We start from the raw sequence: 17,484 nt of genomic DNA, 5'->3' as shown, positions 1-17,484 counted from the left end.
AATCTCAGCTTCACCCCTAAAATCTGCGTTGAAGAATTCCCTAGAGCACTATGTTAACCGGTTGTGGGTACGAAACAAAGCACTAAAAAGCCCACAAATCTGTGATAAAGGTCTTCTGCACCTTTAGATTTCTCGTAGGTAAGAACTGTTTTTAGCCCATAGCTGTTTTTGATGCTTCTGATCTAATCGCCACTGCCTGGTGGAGGCTGGCAGGTAGAATCAGTACCGTTATTATTTCACCGCTTCTAACCGATCCATCGCCACTTTTGTAAAGGTAGAATCCATGACTTTGCACGGTCTTCTCTCGCTACTGCACACCGATGAACGCTTTGGGATGCTGGCGCAACGGGCAGCGCGTCCGCTGGCTGAGCGTGACGATGATTTAGTAATTGGTGCGGTGGACGGTATTCGCCCCGCTTTGACTGCCGAGTTCGCCCGCGGGGTGCGAGCGTCCACCGGGGCAACGGTGCTGGCTGTGACTGCCACCGACCGTGAAGCTGAAGATCTTGAGGCAGCTATTGCCTCCTATCTTGATAAAGAACTGGTAGAGATCTTCCCTGCGTGGGAGACGCTGCCTCACGAAAGGCTGTCGCCGCGCAGCGATACAGTGGGGCAGCGCCTGAAGGTGATTCGTGCTCTGCACTCACCGAACCGCCCGGCCTTAGTTATCGCCCCGGTGCGCGCTCTCTTGCAACCAATCGTCACCGGTCTTGAGAAGATGCAGACCGTTGAACTGACCGTGGGCGAAGAACAAGATTTCGATGGGGTAGTCAAAGCCCTCGCCCAAGCAGCCTATTCCCGCGTTGACCTCGTCTCTAAGCGCGGCGAGTTTGCGGTGCGCGGTGGTATCCTCGATGTTTTTTCGCCGGTGGAAGACCACCCGGTGCGCATCGAATTCTTCGGGGACGAGATAGAGAACATGCGCTGGTTCTCGGTAGCAGATCAGCGCACTATCACCTCTACAACTGCTCCCACCTCTCTATCAGCCCCGCCCTGCCGTGAGCTGTTGATTACCCCGCAGGTGATGAGCCGTGCCGCCAAACTTAAAAACGACTTTCCCGGCGCAGCCGCCATGCTCGAAAAAATCGCCGGTGGCATCTACGTTGAGGGCATGGAGTCGTTGACCCCGCTCCTGGTGGATGAGATGACTACCCTGCTTGAGTTGATGCCGGAGGGCTCTCTGCCGCTGATTTTTGAGCCCGAGAAGGTGCGCTCGCGTGCCCATGATTTGGTGGCAACCAACGAGGAATTCTTGTTTGCGGCTTGGGAGTCAGCTTCTGACGGGCAGGACGCACCCCTGGACTTGGGTCAAAACGGTGGGGCTTTCGCCTCCGGCGGGTTTAGAACTATCGCTCAGATGCGTGCTCTTGCTTTTGAGCAAGCAATGGGCTGGTGGTCTTTTACTGCCTTGGGTGTTGATGATGAAGGCGACCATGATTCTTCGGTCTTTACCTACTCCGCGCGCGTTCCCCACTCTTTTGCAGGTAATGTGGGCGATTTGCTAGATGAGGTGGGACGCAAGGTTAAGGACGGGTGGCGCATCGTGGCTGTCACCGACGGCACCGGTCCCTTACAACGCCTCAGCGAGCTTTTTGCTGAGGCTGAGATACCGGCTGCCCGTACCGATGACCTGGTGGCAGAGCCGTCGGCTGGCATCATTGAACTCACTACCGCTGCCGCGGGCAAAGGCTTTATGCTCGATGAACATAAAATCGGGTTGCTCACTGAAGCAGATATCTTGGGTAAGGTCAGCCCCTATACCACTCGTGACTTGCGCAGCGGTAAACTGCCCGTGCGCCGCCGTAAAAAAGCCGTTGATCCCATGAGCCTCAAAGCTGGCGATTACGTGGTACACGAGCAACACGGTATCGGTCAGTTCATCGAAATGACCCAGCGCCCCATCGTGGGGGCTGTAACCACACCGGGTCAGCCTAAACCCATGAAAGAGTACCTGGTCTTGGAATACGCGTCCTCAAAACGCGGTGCCCCCAAAGACCGCCTCTTCGTGCCAACTGACCAGCTCGACCAGGTCTCAAACTATGTGGGCGGTGACGCACCTACGCTCTCGAAGATGGGCGGTAGCGACTGGGCAAAAACCAAATCACGCGCTCGCAAGGCTGTTAAAGAAATCGCAGCTGATCTGATTCGTCTTTACTCAGCCCGTCAGGCTTCGCGCGGGCACGCTTTTGCCCTTGACACCCCCTGGCAGCGAGAGCTTGAAGAGGCTTTTCCCTACAATGAAACTCCTGACCAGCTTTCGGCTATTAACGATGTCAAAGCCGATATGGAACGCGAGGTTCCCATGGATCGTTTGGTTTCAGGCGATGTGGGCTACGGTAAAACGGAAATCGCGGTGCGTGCTGCTTTCAAGGCGGTGCAGGACGGCAAACAGGTAGCGATTCTGGTGCCCACCACCTTGCTGGCACAGCAGCACTACGAGACCTTTACCGAACGATTCTCTGGTTTTCCCGTGCGTGTTGCTGTGCTCTCACGCTTTCAAAAAGCAAAAGAGACCAAGGAAATTCAAGAGGGCATCACCAACGGCTCTATTGATGTGGTGGTGGGTACTCACCGTCTGCTGTCAGAAACAACCCAGTTTAAAGATCTGGGCTTGGTCGTTATCGATGAGGAACAGCGCTTTGGTGTTGAGCATAAAGAAAAGCTGAAGACCATGCGTACTAATGTTGATGTGCTGGCGATGTCGGCTACGCCTATTCCCCGTACCTTGGAGATGTCGCTGACGGGCATCCGCGAGACATCTACCCTTGCCACCCCGCCGGAGGAACGTCACCCCGTACTCACCTATGTGGGTGCTAAGACGGAGAAGCAGATCACCGCAGCCATTCGTCGTGAGCTGATGCGCGAGGGGCAGGTTTTCTACGTACATAACAGGGTGTCTTCCATTGAGCGAACCGCCGCTGAGATTCAGCAGCTGGTTCCCGAGGCCCGTATTGCGGTGGCGCACGGCAAGATGAGCGAGTCGCGTCTTGAGCAGATTATTGTTGATTTTTGGGAGCGCCGTTTTGATGTTCTGGTGTGTACCACCATTGTTGAGACGGGCCTCGATATTTCTAATGCCAATACCCTGATTGTTGATGGTGCGCAGAACTACGGTCTGTCACAGTTGCATCAGTTGCGCGGACGCGTGGGGCGCGGTCGCGAGCGTGCTTATGCCTACTTCCTGTATCCGGTGGATAAGCCCTTGGGCGAGGTTGCCTTGGAGCGTCTGAAAGCGGTGGCTGCTCATAACGAGTTGGGCGCGGGTATGCAGCTGGCGATGAAGGATCTTGAGATTCGCGGTGCAGGTAACTTACTCGGTGGTGAGCAGTCCGGTCATATTGCCGGGGTTGGTTTTGACCTCTATCTGCGGCTGGTGGGGGAGGCTGTGGCTAACTATCGCGGTGATGATACAGAGGCTGCACCTGCTGAAGTGAAAATTGAGCTTCCGGTCAATGCCCATCTGCCGCATGAGTATGTTTCATCTGAGCGGTTACGTCTGGCTGCCTACCGTGAAATTGCCCAGGCTACCAGTGAGGCAGCACTGGACGAGGTGCGTGAAGAACTGATTGACCGTTACGGGGCTGTACCTGAGCCTACCGAAAACCTCTTTCAGGTGGCTCTGCTGAGGATTGCCGCCCGTGAGGTGGGGGTGCGTGAGATTCAGCTGATGGGCACCAAAGTGCGGGTTTTCCCGGTAAACGATTTGCCGGAATCTCGCAAAATGCGTTTGGAGCGAATGTACCCCGGCGCGCTGTACAAGCAGATTCCCGGTACTGAGGACTGGCAGATTCTGCTACCTCGCCCTAAGACCGCCAAAATCGGTGGTAAGGATTTGGTCGACCGGGAAATCTTGGACTGGACGCACAGTTTCATTGACTTGATTCTGCGTGAGAAAGCACCGGCGACAGCACCCTCACACTAGCGGGCAAAAAACCGGGCGGGTTGTTTGAACAACCCGCCCGGTTTTTATAAATGTAGAACTGCGTGATGCGTTAGCGCATTGCAGGGGTCACGCCATCGGTTTTAGCGTGGGTGGTCTTAGATGGCAGCAAGAGGGTCGGAATGATGAAGGTCAGACCGTAAAGAAGGATGCCGCCGGTGAACCAGATCCAACCACCCTCGGGATAGGTGCCGAAAGCCCACAGCGAGCCAAGCAGAATCGCCATGCAGACAACGAACATGACGATGCTGCCGCCCAGGTCTTTAGTACCTGAGTAGTAGGGGTGACCGCCGTTGAAGTAGTCGCCCTCCTGCACACCCAGGGTCTCCACGTTGGAGCGCTTTTCAGCTTCTGATTCATTGGTGTGGTGGATGCCCGCAGCTGAGGCTGTGGTGTGGGCTGATGCGTTGGCGCTGCCTGCGCGTACGTGCTCTGCTGAAGCCATGAGAGGTACCTCTTTACGTGTGTGCTGCGGGCGCAAGGAAGCCCACAAAGAAAATTGTGCTTGGTTACAGTATAGGGGCTGATCGGCAAGAAACTAAAGTGTGAACCGCGCTAATCACGGTGATGACTCGTTGATCGGTGGTGTAGAGATGCGGACGTGCCGGGCTGAGGGTAGCCCGGCGCGTCCGTTTACCGTGTATCACCCGTGTAACGGTGAATCTTAGTAGGTGTCGTCTGCAGTTGCTGCGCTGGCACCGATAATTTCAATGCCCTTAGACGCACCGATGCGGTTGGCACCTGCCTCAATCATAGCGAGCGCCGCTGCACGGTCGCGAATACCACCGGATGCTTTCACTCCGATGTCGGGGCCAACGGTTTCGCGCATGAGCTTAATATCTTCTACGGTTGCCCCCGCTGAGGAGTAGCCGGTAGAAGTCTTGACGAAATCAGCGCAGGCTTCAACAGCTGCGGTGCAGGCGAGAACTTTCTGCTTATCGGTGAGGTAAGAGGTCTCGATGATGACCTTCAGACGAGCACCTCCGGCGTGGGTTGCCTCGGCTACGGCGCGGATATCTTCAACCAGCGCATCCTTATCTTCTGCGATAACGGCGGCAATGTTGATGACCATATCAACTTCGCGTGCGCCGGCTTCAACGGCGGTCTTTGCCTCAAAAGCTTTGACTACCGGTGCTGATGCGCCGAAAGGGAAGCCAACAACGACGCAGGGCAGAACCTCAGAGCCTTCGAGAGCCTTCGCCAGCACCGGTGCCCACACGGGATTCACGCAGACCGAGGCGAAACCGTGCTCGCGTGCTTCATCGGCAAGACGCAGTACGTCAGCTTCAGAAGCGTTGGGCGCTAAGATAGTGTGGTCAATCATGGCAGCCAGTTCGGCTGATGAAAATTCAGTCATGAGATCTTCCTTCTTTAGTGTTGTTCGTCAAAGTCCTAGCACCGCTGCCAGGTCTTCTTTGATACGAATCAGCTGCTGGGTGGCAGCTAGACGGGTGTTATCGAGGCTGGATTCAACGGGGGTAACTACCTCGATGTAGCACTTGAGCTTGGGCTCGGTGCCTGAGGGGCGTACGATGACGCGGGTGTTGTCCTCGGTCAAGAACAGCAAGCCATCGGTGGGCGGCAGTTGCTCAGAGCCCTTCGCGAGGTCGCGATATTCAACGACGCGCGAACCGGCAATCTCTGTGGGCGTTTGAGTGCGTAGGGTCATCATCATCTTCTGAATGAGACTCAAATCCTCCACTCGCACTGAGAGCTGGTCAGTGGCGTAGAGACCGTACTCGGTGGCGATATCCGCCAGTACCTGGGCAAGAGAACCGCCACGGTCTTTGACGTCCTGGGCGAAATCTGCCATAACCAGTGCCGCAGAAATGCCGTCTTTGTCTTGCACGCGGGCAGGATCAACACAGTAACCCAGCGCCTCTTCGTAGCCGTAGGTCAGGTTCGGAACACGCGAAATCCATTTGAAACCGGTCAATGTCTCGCGGTGTTCCACCCCGTTAGCAGTTGCCATTGCGCCCAAAAGACGCGAGGAGACAATGGAATTAGCGAAAACAGCCTGAGAGGGGTCTTGAATTTTATTGAGCATAATCGCCCCAAAAATTGCACCGACCTCATCACCGCGCAGCATCCGCCAGGCACCGGCGTCCTGAATAGCAAAAGCAGCGCGGTCAGCATCGGGGTCATTGGCAATCACCAGATCGGCGTCGACTTCCCGAGCAAGCTCTAGAGCCAGATCGAGTACACCGGGCTCTTCTGGGTTGGGGAAGGCAGCGGTGGGAAAATCGGGGTCTGGTTGTGCCTGAGCTTCCACTACATGAACATCGCTGAAACCCGCCTGGTTCAAAACCTTGGTCAGGGTCTTACCACCGACACCGTGAACGGGGGTGTATACAATCGACAAATCGCGCGGACGGGATTCTTCAAGCTCACCCACCATCTTCGCGTAGTCATCAGCGATACTGGTACCAAAAATCTTCCAGCCGTTTTCAGCTCGCTCGATGGACTGGGCTGAGGCGCGGGTAATGCAAGCGGCGATATCAGCATCGTAAGGCGGAACAATCTGGGTACCGCGCTCACCCTCGCCTACGGCTTTGCCACCTAAGTAGACCTTGTAACCGTTATCGGCTGCAGGGTTGTGCGAGGCAGTAACCATTACGCCGATTTCAGCGTCGTACTCTTTGGTTGCCCACGCCAGGACGGGAGTGGGCAGGGGAGCGGGCATAAGGGTAGTTTCAATGCCGGCAGCCGTAAAGACCTGCGCGGTGAGCTGCGCGAAAACATCGGAGTTGTAGCGAGCATCAAAACCCACCACGGCAGTAATCTTCTGCCAGTTTTCTTTCTCCGCGCGCTCTGTGGCGTAGAGCGCTAAACCAGCGGCTGCCCGCGATACGACAACCTGGTTCATGCGCATGGGACCAGCGCCCAACTCAGCACGCAAACCGGCGGTACCAAACTGCAAAGTGCCCGAAAAACGCTCGGCAAGGTCGCGGGCGGCGGGTGAATTCTCATCAGCTTCAGCCGCTGCTATCAGCTCTGACAGCTCAGTGCGAGTGACCTCATCAGGGTCAATCTCAACCCACGCGCGAGCGTCCGAGAGTACCTGAGAAAAATCAGTCATCATACCCTCCTAGAGCTTGCCCACAATATCAGCAAGAAGACGTGAAATACGCGGGCCCGCGTTCCTACCAGCTTCAAGAACTTCCTCGTGGTTCAGAGGAGTTTCCTGAATACCAGCTGCCATATTGGTGACCAGCGAAATACCGAAAACCTCAAGACCGGCAGCGCGGGCAGCAATAGCCTCTAACGCAGTAGACATACCCACCAAATCAGCACCCCAGGTACGAGCCATCTTAATCTCGGCCGGAGTCTCGTAGTGCGGGCCGGGCAGCTGTAGGTACACACCCTCTAGAAGGGTGGGGTCAATCTCGCGGGCAATGTCGCGGATGCGCAGGGAATACAAATCGGTCATATCGACAAAATGTGCGCCCTTGAGAGGAGAGGTGAAAGTTCCGTTGATATGATCCGAAATCAACACCGGCATACCCTCATGGAAACTGGGGTTGAGACCACCGCAACCGTTGGTAAGAATCATGGTTTTAGCACCCAGAGCCGCAGCGGTACGAACGCCATGCACCACCGCATCAACGCCGCGTCCCTCGTAGTAGTGGGTGCGGGCACCAATAACCAGCGCGCGCTTGCCAGAGGGCGTCAGAATTGAGGTGAGAGTGCCGGGGTGACCTGCAACAGCTGCCTTGTGAAAACCGGGAACCTCATCAGCAGAAAGAACATGGGTAGCCTCACCGATCAGTGAAGCAGCTTCACCCCAGCCAGAACCGAGGGTCAGTGCAATATCGTGCTGCTCAACGTCGGTCGCTTCAGCAATGAAGGACGCCGCCTCACGAGCAGCAGCAAGAGCCGGGTGCGCGGGATCGTTCGTTGCCAGCGCAGAGAAATCAGAAGTAGTCATACCACCAATCTACCAAAGACACCTAGCTTGCATCGATGATTGGTGGAACCCTCAACGCATCTCGCCAGAGAGAGCGCACCCGGTCAAGTTGAGTAAACCTATAATATGTCTCACAATGTAAGGTGTGGTACTCAACAACGATAAATCAAAGCGCAATCTCATTATTCTCGGCGGCGGACCCGGCGGCTACGAAGCAGCACTCGTGGCAGCCCACCTGGGCGCCGACGTCACCGTCATCGAACGCAAGGGAATGGGTGGTGCCGCAGTGCTCACCGATGTTGTTCCCTCGAAAACTCTTATCGCATCCGCTGACCTGATGACCCGCTTTCGCGAGGTTAAAGAACTCGGTATAGAAATCGTCGATGGCGACGATCACTACTCCCTACGCACCAACCTTGAAAAAGTCAATGCTCGTTTGCTCAAACTCGCAGCAGAGCAGTCCAAAGACATCAAACGAGCCCTCGAACGCAACGGAGTTAAAGTCATCTCGGGCACCGGAGCCCTCAAAGACAACCACACAGTTACCGTCAAAGATGACAACGGACTCTCCTATGATCTGACTGCCGACTACATCCTGCTGGCGGTCGGCACCCATCCCCGTGAACTACCCACCGCCCAGCCCGATGGTAAACGCATCCTCAACTGGACCCAACTCTACGATCTCGACGAAATCCCCGAACACCTCATCGTGGTCGGTTCCGGCGTTACCGGCGCCGAATTTGCCTCAGCATACAACGGGCTGGGCGCTCAGGTCACCCTCATTTCCTCCCGCGACCGCGTGCTTCCGGGCGAGGACGAGGACGCGGCGGTTCTGCTGGAAAACGTCTTTGAACGCCGCGGCGTGACCGTCATGCCGCGCTCGCGTGCAGAGAACGCTGTTTATAACGAAGCTGGTGACGGGGTCATCGTTACCCTCGCCGATGGGCGTAAGGTAGCAGGTTCTCACGTTTTGATTGCGGTGGGTTCTATTCCCAATACAGAAAACCTGGGGCTTGAGAAAGTCGGTATCGAAACCACCGAGAGCGGGCACATTCTGGTAGACCGCGTCTCACGTACCTCCCAGGCTAATATTTACGCTGCCGGTGACTGCACCGGTGTTTACCCGCTGGCGTCCGTTGCTGCGATGCAGGGACGCATCGCTGTGGCGCACATGGTGGGTGATGCGGTGAAACCCTTACGCGTTCACCAGGTTGCCTCAAACATCTTTACCGCTCCCGAAATTGCGACCGTGGGTGTGAGCGAGAAAGAGGTGCAGGAAGGCAAGTACCAGGCCGATATTTACAAGCAGCCACTGGCTACCAACCCCCGCGCGAAAATGATGGCAACCACTGACGGCTTTGTGAAAATTATTGCCCGCAAACACTCCGGCACCGTCATCGGTGGAGTGGTAGTGGGACCACGCGCCTCAGAGCTGATCTTCCCCATTTCGCTGGCTGTCGATAAGAAACTGCATGTGGACGATGTCGCCGAAACTTTCACCGTCTACCCCTCACTGAGCGGATCTATCTCAGAGGCAGCCCGCCAGCTGCACCAGATGCTCTAACGACCCCACTAAATGCCAAGAGGACAGGGGGGCGTCATTTTTAGGTCAAAAAATGACGCCCCCCTGTCTTCTTGACGTTGGGGTTATTTGATGGAGGCGATAACCTCGCCCGCGCTTACGGTTTCGCCCGCTTTTGCTTTGAGCCCGGTAATTTTACCCGCCTTGTGGGCGGTGATAGGCTGTTCCATCTTCATCGCCTCAAGAACCACAATCAGATCGCCCTCTGAAACCTTAGCGCCATCGCGCACAGCAACCTTGACGATGGTGCCCTGCATGGGCGAGGTAAGGTCATTGCCCGAAGCCTTGGTCTGCTTGGCTGAACGCTGTTTGCGCTGCTTTGCCGCGGGCTTCGCAGGGGCGGACGCGCCACCGAGAGCGGGGATGACAACCTCCAAGCGCTTACCTCCGACCTCTACAACAACGCGCTGACGGTCGTCCTCAGCTTCATCAACGCTACCGGGGGCACCATCATAAGCCGGGATAGTGTTGTTGAAGTCCGTTTCAATCCAGCGGGTGTGTACTGAGAAGTCTTCTCCGTTTTCAGGGGCGAAAGCGGGGTCTTCAAGTACGGCGCGGTGGAAAGGAACCACAGTGGGCATGCCCTCAATAACCAGCTCTGCCAGGGCACGGCGAGCGCGCTGAATAGCTTCTGCGCGGGTAGCGCCGGTGACGATGAGCTTGGCGAGCATGGAGTCAAAGTTGCCGCCAATGGTGTCGCCCTGTTCCACGCCTGAGTCCCAGCGGACGCCGGGGCCTGAGGGAACTTTGAGTTTTTCGATGGTGCCGGGGGCGGGCATAAAGGTGCGCCCCGGGTCTTCACCGTTGATGCGGAACTCTAGGGAGTGACCGCGCAGGGCGGGGCTGCCGTAGCCCAACTCTTCGCCCCTGGCGATACGGAACTGCTCGCGTACCAGATCAATACCGGTAATTTCTTCAGAGACGGGGTGCTCTACCTGCAAGCGGGTATTGACTTCGAGGAAGGAAATAGTGCCGTCGGTGCCTACCAAGAACTCGCAGGTGCCTGCGCCGGTGTAACCGGCTTCTTGCAGAATCGCGATAGAAGATTCGTAGAGACGCTCGTTTTGTTCGTCGCTCAAGAAAGGTGCGGGTGCTTCTTCAACGAGTTTCTGATTGCGACGCTGGAGGGAGCAGTCACGAGTCGAAATCACCACAACGTTGCCGTGCGCGTCCGCCAGACACTGAGTTTCAACGTGACGCGGGGCATCCAAAAAACGTTCGATGAAGCATTCGCCGCGACCAAAAGCGGCGGTTGCTTCGCGTACCGCTGACTCGTACATCTCGGTGATGTCTTCGCGTTTGCGAGCCACCTTGATGCCGCGTCCGCCACCGCCAAATGCTGCCTTAATAGCAATGGGCAGACCGTGCTTCTCAGCGAAATCGAAGACTTCTTCAGCGGAGTTCACCGGATCAGCGGTGCCCGGCACCAGAGGCGCTCCCACCTTCTGCGCGATGTGGCGGGCTGCGACCTTATCACCGAGTCGGTTAATAGCATCGGGGGAAGGACCAATCCAGGTAAGACCTGCGTCGATGACTGCTTGGGCGAAATCAGCGTTTTCAGAAAGAAAACCGTATCCGGGGTGAACAGCGTCAGCACCGGAGCGTGCTGCAACATCCAGCAGCTTGTCTACCACCAGGTACGACTGGGCAGCGGTGGCACCGCCTAAAGCGAAAGCCTCGTCCGCGAGGGCGACGTGCAGGGCATCGCGATCAGAATCAGCATAGACCGCCACGGTCTTAATACCTTCATCACGCGCGGCTCTAATAACGCGCACCGCGATTTCACCGCGGTTAGCAATCAAAACCTTGGTAACCGGCCCGGTGTGTTTACCCTCAACGTGGGTATGAGTAGCAGTTGTCAACGAGTGCTCCTTTTTGGCCCTTGTGATGTACCCGGGCGCGCTGGGAGAATCTATCAGTTAGCAAGGCACACCGGTCAAGAACATACGGATGTTCTTAGTCTCAAGTCTCTATTTTGAAATTATTTATGATTTTTTCCAAATTTCGGGCAGCGAAACACTGTTTTTGGCTAAAAGTGACCGTAAAGCGTTCACCGAGAGTCCCACGACGGTGTGAAACTCACCTTCGATGCCTGTAACGAAACCGGCACCAAACCCGTCGATGGTGAAAGAACCCGCAACCCACAAGGGTTCGCCGGTTGTCACGTATGCGGTAATTTCCTCCTCGCTCATGGACGCGAAATGCACGGTGGCGCTACGCAACTCGGCGGTGTGCTGACCGGTGCGGGTATCTACTAGCCAGTGGCCGGTGTGCAAAATACCGGTCTTGCCCTGCATTGCCGTTATACGTTGGGTAGCTACCTCGGCGGTATGGGGCTTACCGTAGGGGCGACCCTCAAACTCAAAAACCGAATCGCATCCCAGCACCAGAGCGCCGGCGGCGGCGTCCGGGGTAGCTACTAGTTGCTGGGCAACGTCCTGCGCCTTTGCTTGAGCCAAAAGCTGGGCGGTCTGCGCCGGGGTAATCTCCCAGAGTCCATGAGAATAGGCAGTTTCTTGAGCCTGGCGCAGAACCGCGTCCTCATCAACGTCAGAGACCATAACGCTGTATTCGATTCCCGCATCGGTCAGTATTTTCTGGCGTGCCGGTGAGCTTGAGGCTAGAACAAGGTGGGGTGCAACAGAAGTAGTCATGACCCCCAATATACCGCCCGTAAAGACTTATGCCGCCGTACCTCTTGTACGGGGTGCGGCGGCATGGAGGGATCGAGTGAGTAGCTTTATACGTGGTTATTTATTCGCAAGCTGGGTGCGGATGCCCTCAATAATGGTGTCGCGAACGTCCTGAACCTTGCTACTCCACCCATCGAGCGGGGTGTGAGCCGGCAGCTGGCGAATCTCTTCAAAACGCTCCGCCAGGTTCTTCTCACCGCGTACCGTCATATAGGCACCGGCGATGTCAGATGCTGAGGCGCTAAGCTCCTTGCCCAGACGGTAGACCGATGCGATACCGGTAAAGTCAATGAGCTCGTTAGCGACCTTGGTGGAAATAATCGCCTGACGCAGCGGGTGCGACCAGAAGTGAGGGCTGTACTTGGCTGTGACGGGGGAGGGGAAGTAACGATCCAGCACATCAGCAAGGCTCTCATCTTCTGCGAAGTCTTCCTCCACCAGCGCCTGGGTCAGCCACAGCTTGGTGTAGGCAGCAAGCACTGCAAGTTCGGGGCTGGTGAGCTTCTCACCTGCTGATGCGCGACGTTCGATCTCCGCATCGGTGGGCAGGAATTCCACATCACGTTCAAGGTGGGCGTTGTCTACCAGGTAGGCAATGTACTCCGGCGCTATCGCTAGAAGCTCACCACCGTCGAGACGTTCAGCCTGCAAGAGAATGTTCTGGTTAATGTTAGATTCCAGTACCTGCAGACCGACCTCTTCAACCTGAGCTTCAATGAGGGCGGTACGTTCATCGTCTTCAATCTCACCGGCAGCGATGAGACGGTCCACCAAGATCTTGAGATTAACCTCGTGATCTGAAGTCTCAACGCCTGCGGAGTTGTCGACCGCGTCCGTATTCACGAGGACGCCACGCTGTGCCGCTTCGATACGGGCGAGTTGGGTAAGCCCCAAGTTACCGCCTTCTGAAACCACCGAAACGCGAAGATCAGCGGCGGTGATACGCATATCGTCGTTGGTGTGATCGGCAACGTCAGCGTCAGTTTCGTTGCTAGCGCGGACGTAGGTGCCGGTACCGCCGGTGTAGAGCAAGTCAACGGGAGCGGCAATGATTGCGCGAATCAGCTCCTGCGGGGTCAGGGCAGTAACGGAATCTTCAAGGCCCAGAGCGGAACGTACCTCAGGGGTTATCTCAATGCTCTCAGTATTCCTGCGGAAGATTCCACCACCGGTAGAAATCAGTTCGGTGTTGTAATCAGACCAGTAGGCGCGGGGGAGGTTGAAGAGACGCTTGCGTTCTGCGAAGGTGGCGGCGGCATCGGGATTGGGATCGAGGAAGATGTGGCGTGAGTCGAAAGCAGCCACCAGGCGGATTGCCGGTGATAGCAGCACACCGTTACCGAAGACGTCGCCAGCCATGCCGCCGATGCCCACCATGGTGAACTCTTCAGTCTGAGAATCGTGACCCTGTGCCGCAAAATGACGTTTGACAGCTTCCCACGCACCGCGGGCGGTAATACCCATTTCTTTGTGGTCAAAGCCGATTGAGCCGCCGGAGGCAAAGGCATCGCCCAGCCAGAAGCCGCGATCAACGGAGATACCGTTAGCAATATCTGAGAAGGTCGCGGTGCCTTTATCTGCTGCGACCACCAGGTAGTGGTCTTGCCCGTCGAGAGCAATGACGTTTTCGGGGTGAACAAGGCTCTCTTGACCATCATCAATCACTAGGTTATCGGTGACATCCAGCAATGAACCGATGAAGAGCTTGTAGGCATCAACTCCCATCTGAGCGTACAGTTCTTTCTCCGCGTCGCGGTCAGGCAGACCCTTGGGGAAGAAACCGCCCTTAGAACCGTTGGGAATAATCACGGAGTTCTTCACGCGCTGAGCCTTGACCAAACCTAAGACCTCGGTGCGGAAGTCATCGGGGCGATCGCTCCAGCGCAGACCCCCGCGTGACACCATGCCAAAGCGCAGATGGGTACCCTCTACAGCTTCTGAGAAGACCCAGATTTCCCACAGGGGGCGCGGTAAGGGAGCGAAAGAAATTTCGGTGGGACGCAGCTTGAAGGCGAGTGTTTCTTTGTTCTGGTAGTAGTTGGTGCGCACTGTTGCCTGTACTACCTCGGCGTAGGCACTGAGAATCTCGCGTGATGTACCTGCATCAAGAGCTTGGATGCTTCGGTTCAGCTGCTCGCCAGCTTCTGCACGGGCGGCTAGGCGCTCTTCGATGCTGCAAGAAGTGGAAGGATCAAAACTGGCGGTGAAAAATTTAATGAAATCGCGGGTAATATCAGCGTTCTCTGCCAGCGCGGTGATGACAGCTTCAGCTTCAAAATGCTGACCGAGCTGAAGAAGGTAACGATAGTAAGCACGAAGAATATTGGTTTCTTCCGGGGCAAAGTTCACGGTCTCTGCGAGCGATGTAAATTCATCGTTGTGTGAAGGCATAGAGGCGGACGCTTTCTGTTATCTGGGAATGATTCGCACTCGTGATTTTACGTCCCGTGCTCTGCATCTCATTAATTTTGGGCCACGACAAGCCAGAATACGTCCACATCCTGAAATTTACAGCGTTTATTACGCTCGCACTGTAGAACGCAGACTGATGCACCTCATCCGCCGCTCATCTGCTACAACCTCGTTGGGTGGGTAACGCGCGTCCGCCCGTGTGCCCTAGAGACACCTTTGACGTGCCTACCGCACCCACCCACTGCAAGATAGTCGGGGTGGGGGGGCGCGCCCTGATAGCTTGAGCACAAAAGCCGCGTATCAGACCGTTTTCACTTTATATAGCGTAATAATCGCTACCGACCCCAGCGGTAGCGCGGCTAGGCTTGGACGCTATGAGCACACACAAGACTTCTCGATTTCCAGCCTGGGCAACCAGCTTCGGCAACCAAATTATTGCCTCGCTAATTGTCGGTATCCTGCTGGGCATACTCGCCTTGAACATGGGCGGCACCCCAAAAGAAGACCCAAACTGGCTGATGACCACCCTCGACACCATCGCTACTACCTACGTTTTGCTCCTGCGTACAGCAGTGATCCCCCTGGTCTTTACCGCTGTGGTTGCATCCATCGCTAACCTGGCGCAGGTCACTAACGCAGCCCGTCTTGCCTTCCAGACCCTCATCTGGTTCGCAATTACCGCTTTCTTCTCGGTTCTTATCGGCATTTTCTTGGGCGTTATTACCAAGCCCGGCGCAAACACCGGTCTCACTACCCCTGAAACCTACAGCGGTACAACCGGCTCGTGGCTCGCTTTCATCACCTCACTGGTGCCCTCAAACTTCGTGGGCCTGAGCGTGGGCGTCAAAGAAAGCGCAGAGGGCGCATTGAGCGCGTCCCCCTCTTTCAACGTTCTGCAGATTTTGGTAATTTCCATTGCCGTGGGTATCGCTGCCCTCAAGGTGGGCGAACCCGCTGAAGCTTTCTTGAACTTCAATAGGTCGGCTCTAGCTATCATCCAGAAGATTCTGTGGTGGATTATCCGCCTTGCACCCCTGGGTACCCTTGGTCTCATTGGACGCGCGGTCTACTCCTATGGCTGGACCTCCATGGGATCTCTTGCCAAGTTTGTGGCAGTGCTCTACGTGGGGCTTGCCCTGGTATTCCTGGTGCTCTACCCGCTGATTGTCAAAATGCATGGTCTGTCCGTGAAACAGTACTACTCGGGTGTATGGCCTGCTGTGCAGCTGGGCTTTGTCTCCCGCTCGTCCATAGGCACCATGCCCCTGACCCAGACCGTGACCGAACGCAACCTGGGCGTACCCCGCGCTTACGCATCCTTCGCTGTGCCCTTGGGCGCTACCACCAAGATGGACGGTTGCGCTGCGGTGTACCCGGCGCTGGCAGCTATTTTTGTGGCTCAGTTCTACGGCATTGATCTCAGCATTTCCCAGTACCTGCTCATTGTTCTGGTCTCTGTACTGGGTTCTACTGCAACCGCAGGTACCACCGGCGCTGTGGTCATGCTGACCTTGACCCTCTCCACCCTGGGGTTGCCCCTGGATGGCGTGGGTCTGTTGCTGGCTATCGACCCCATCATCGATATGGGTCGCACCGCTCTCAACGTTGCCGGTCAGGCACTGGTTCCCGCCATCGTCGCCAAGCGCGAAGGCCTACTGAACGAAACCGCTTACAACGCCCCGCGTGATCACGAGGGTTTCACCGACGAGTCACTGACTGCCGACTCAGCGCCCTACACAGCAGCTGACGTTTCGGTAGGTGCAGGGGCAAGCGTCCGCGCTTAACCGTTGCCTTTCTTATAACCAGAGGCGAGAGCCTGCGTACACTGGTGATAGACAGTACGCAGGCTTTCGCGTTTAACGTGAGAACTTGCGCTTACCTGAAAAAGAGAGTAGGTAATTTTCATGCTTCGACTCGGTATCATTGGCACAGGTTTTATTTCCCAGCATTTTATAGAAGCTAGCCGCAGTTTCTTCGAACCGGTGGTTATCATGAGCCGCAGCCGCGAGAACGCTCAAGAACTGGCGAAGGCTACCGGCATCGACGCTAACCATGCGAGCACCATCGGGCAGCTGCTCACCCACTCTCTGGATGCAGTCTATATCGCCTCACCTAACTCCCTGCACGCTGAGCACACTCTAGCTGCTATCGACGCAGGGGTACACCCGATCGTGGAGAAGCCGGCTTTTTGGAACCCCGCCCAGTGGGAATCCGTGCATCGGGCAGCAGATACCGCAGGAGTGCTGGTCTTAGAAGCTGCCCGCAACATGTACGAACCCGGCATGACATGCGTCATCGAAGAAGCACAAAAGCGCAAGGTAACGAGTGCCTGCTTCACCTACGCCCAGTATTCCTCGCGCTGGGATGCCCTCACCGCAGGGCAAATCCCTAACATTTTCTCTTTAGATTTTGGTGGCGGTGCCCTGGTCGATCTGGGGGTTTACGCTGTGTACACCGCCATTGCCTGCTTTGGCGAACCCAGCGACGTGAGCTACAAAGCCGTGCTAGCTCCCTCAGGCGTTGACGCCCACGGTACGCTGGTTCTTACCTACCCCACCTTTGACGTTACTATCAGGGTCGCTAAAGACTACGCAGCATCAAGCCCAGCAGAAATATACGCAGGACGCGAGCGCCTAGTATTCACCGGCGTCAACGATATCCGTTCGGTGGAGTTAGTAGGCCCTGAGCACTCAGAGCTGCTGTTTACAGTCGAGGGCGCTGAGGCTGATACTCCGCGCTCGCTATCTGTCTTGATGGCTTTTGAAGCCCAGTATTTTGCCCAGCTCATCCAATCACATAAGAACGGTGGGCTGAGTTCTCAGCAACTGGAGCGCTACGCTCAGCTCACCGAGGTCTCTCGTCTGGTGAACGAGATCTGCACCCGCGCCCGCCATGATGCGGGGATTTTCTTCACGGGCGAGAAATAAAAGTACGCAAAAACATTAGGGGC

The 17,484-nt window shown here is 56.1% G+C and carries 11 protein-coding genes; 4 read left to right on the top strand and 7 right to left on the bottom strand.

The annotated features are described in order from the left end of the window. Positions 1–283: 283 nt before the first annotated feature. Positions 284–3,922: a transcription-repair coupling factor gene (mfd, locus tag JR346_RS07925; RefSeq protein ID WP_205482164.1), complete on the top strand. Its 3,639-nt coding sequence runs from the start codon at positions 284–286 to the stop codon at positions 3,920–3,922. Between the two features lie 70 nt (positions 3,923–3,992). Here the strand turns inward: mfd and JR346_RS07920 are convergent, their stop codons facing one another. From JR346_RS07920 to JR346_RS07905, 4 genes are all read right to left on the bottom strand, one after another. Then, positions 3,993–4,385 (bottom strand): hypothetical protein, encoded by a 393-nt coding sequence (locus tag JR346_RS07920; protein ID WP_205482163.1) that lies wholly within the window; start codon positions 4,383–4,385, stop codon positions 3,993–3,995. Positions 4,386–4,604: 219 nt separating this feature from the next. Next, on the bottom strand, positions 4,605–5,297 hold the full coding sequence (gene deoC / locus JR346_RS07915) for a deoxyribose-phosphate aldolase (RefSeq protein WP_204877357.1): 693 nt from the start codon (positions 5,295–5,297) through the stop codon (positions 4,605–4,607). Between the two features lie 27 nt (positions 5,298–5,324). Then, positions 5,325–7,022, bottom strand: a complete 1,698-nt coding sequence (locus tag JR346_RS07910) for a phospho-sugar mutase (protein ID WP_370592576.1) — start codon at positions 7,020–7,022, stop codon at positions 5,325–5,327. Between the two features lie 6 nt (positions 7,023–7,028). Further along, on the bottom strand, positions 7,029–7,868 hold the full coding sequence (locus JR346_RS07905; protein ID WP_204877355.1) for a purine-nucleoside phosphorylase: 840 nt from the start codon (positions 7,866–7,868) through the stop codon (positions 7,029–7,031). Positions 7,869–7,992: 124 nt separating this feature from the next. Between JR346_RS07905 and JR346_RS07900 the strand changes: the two genes are divergently transcribed. Next, positions 7,993–9,411, top strand: a complete 1,419-nt coding sequence (locus tag JR346_RS07900) for an NAD(P)H-quinone dehydrogenase (protein WP_240333916.1) — start codon at positions 7,993–7,995, stop codon at positions 9,409–9,411. Between the two features lie 83 nt (positions 9,412–9,494). Here the strand turns inward: JR346_RS07900 and JR346_RS07895 are convergent, their stop codons facing one another. The 3 genes from JR346_RS07895 to JR346_RS07885 all read right to left on the bottom strand — a co-directional run bounded on the left by JR346_RS07895 (position 9,495) and on the right by JR346_RS07885 (position 14,513). Next, positions 9,495–11,291, bottom strand: a complete 1,797-nt coding sequence (locus JR346_RS07895; RefSeq protein ID WP_205482162.1) for a biotin carboxylase N-terminal domain-containing protein — start codon at positions 11,289–11,291, stop codon at positions 9,495–9,497. Positions 11,292–11,414: 123 nt separating this feature from the next. Next, positions 11,415–12,083, bottom strand: coding sequence for a nucleoside triphosphate pyrophosphatase (locus JR346_RS07890; RefSeq protein WP_205482161.1), 669 nt, complete (start codon positions 12,081–12,083; stop codon positions 11,415–11,417). A gap of 96 nt (positions 12,084–12,179) precedes the next feature. Beyond that, complete coding sequence (locus JR346_RS07885) at positions 12,180–14,513, bottom strand: NAD-glutamate dehydrogenase domain-containing protein (RefSeq protein ID WP_205482160.1); 2,334 nt, start codon at positions 14,511–14,513, stop codon at positions 12,180–12,182. 395 nt (positions 14,514–14,908) lie between these two features. Here JR346_RS07885 and JR346_RS07880 point away from each other — a divergent pair, with 395 nt between their 5' ends. Together JR346_RS07880 and JR346_RS07875 are read left to right on the top strand one after the other, a co-directional pair. After that, the gene (locus tag JR346_RS07880; RefSeq protein ID WP_205482159.1) at positions 14,909–16,318 is read left to right on the top strand and encodes a dicarboxylate/amino acid:cation symporter; all 1,410 of its coding nucleotides are present in this window, start codon (positions 14,909–14,911) and stop codon (positions 16,316–16,318) included. 120 nt (positions 16,319–16,438) lie between these two features. Beyond that, complete coding sequence (locus JR346_RS07875; RefSeq protein WP_204877350.1) at positions 16,439–17,461, top strand: Gfo/Idh/MocA family protein; 1,023 nt, start codon at positions 16,439–16,441, stop codon at positions 17,459–17,461. The last annotated feature ends 23 nt before the right edge of the window (positions 17,462–17,484 follow it).

It is taken from the genome of Rothia sp. ZJ932 (assembly GCF_016924835.1).
Classification (GTDB): domain Bacteria; phylum Actinomycetota; class Actinomycetes; order Actinomycetales; family Micrococcaceae; genus Rothia.
Note: the sequence above shows the minus strand (reverse complement) of the source record. Positions and strands in the feature narration are given on the sequence as shown.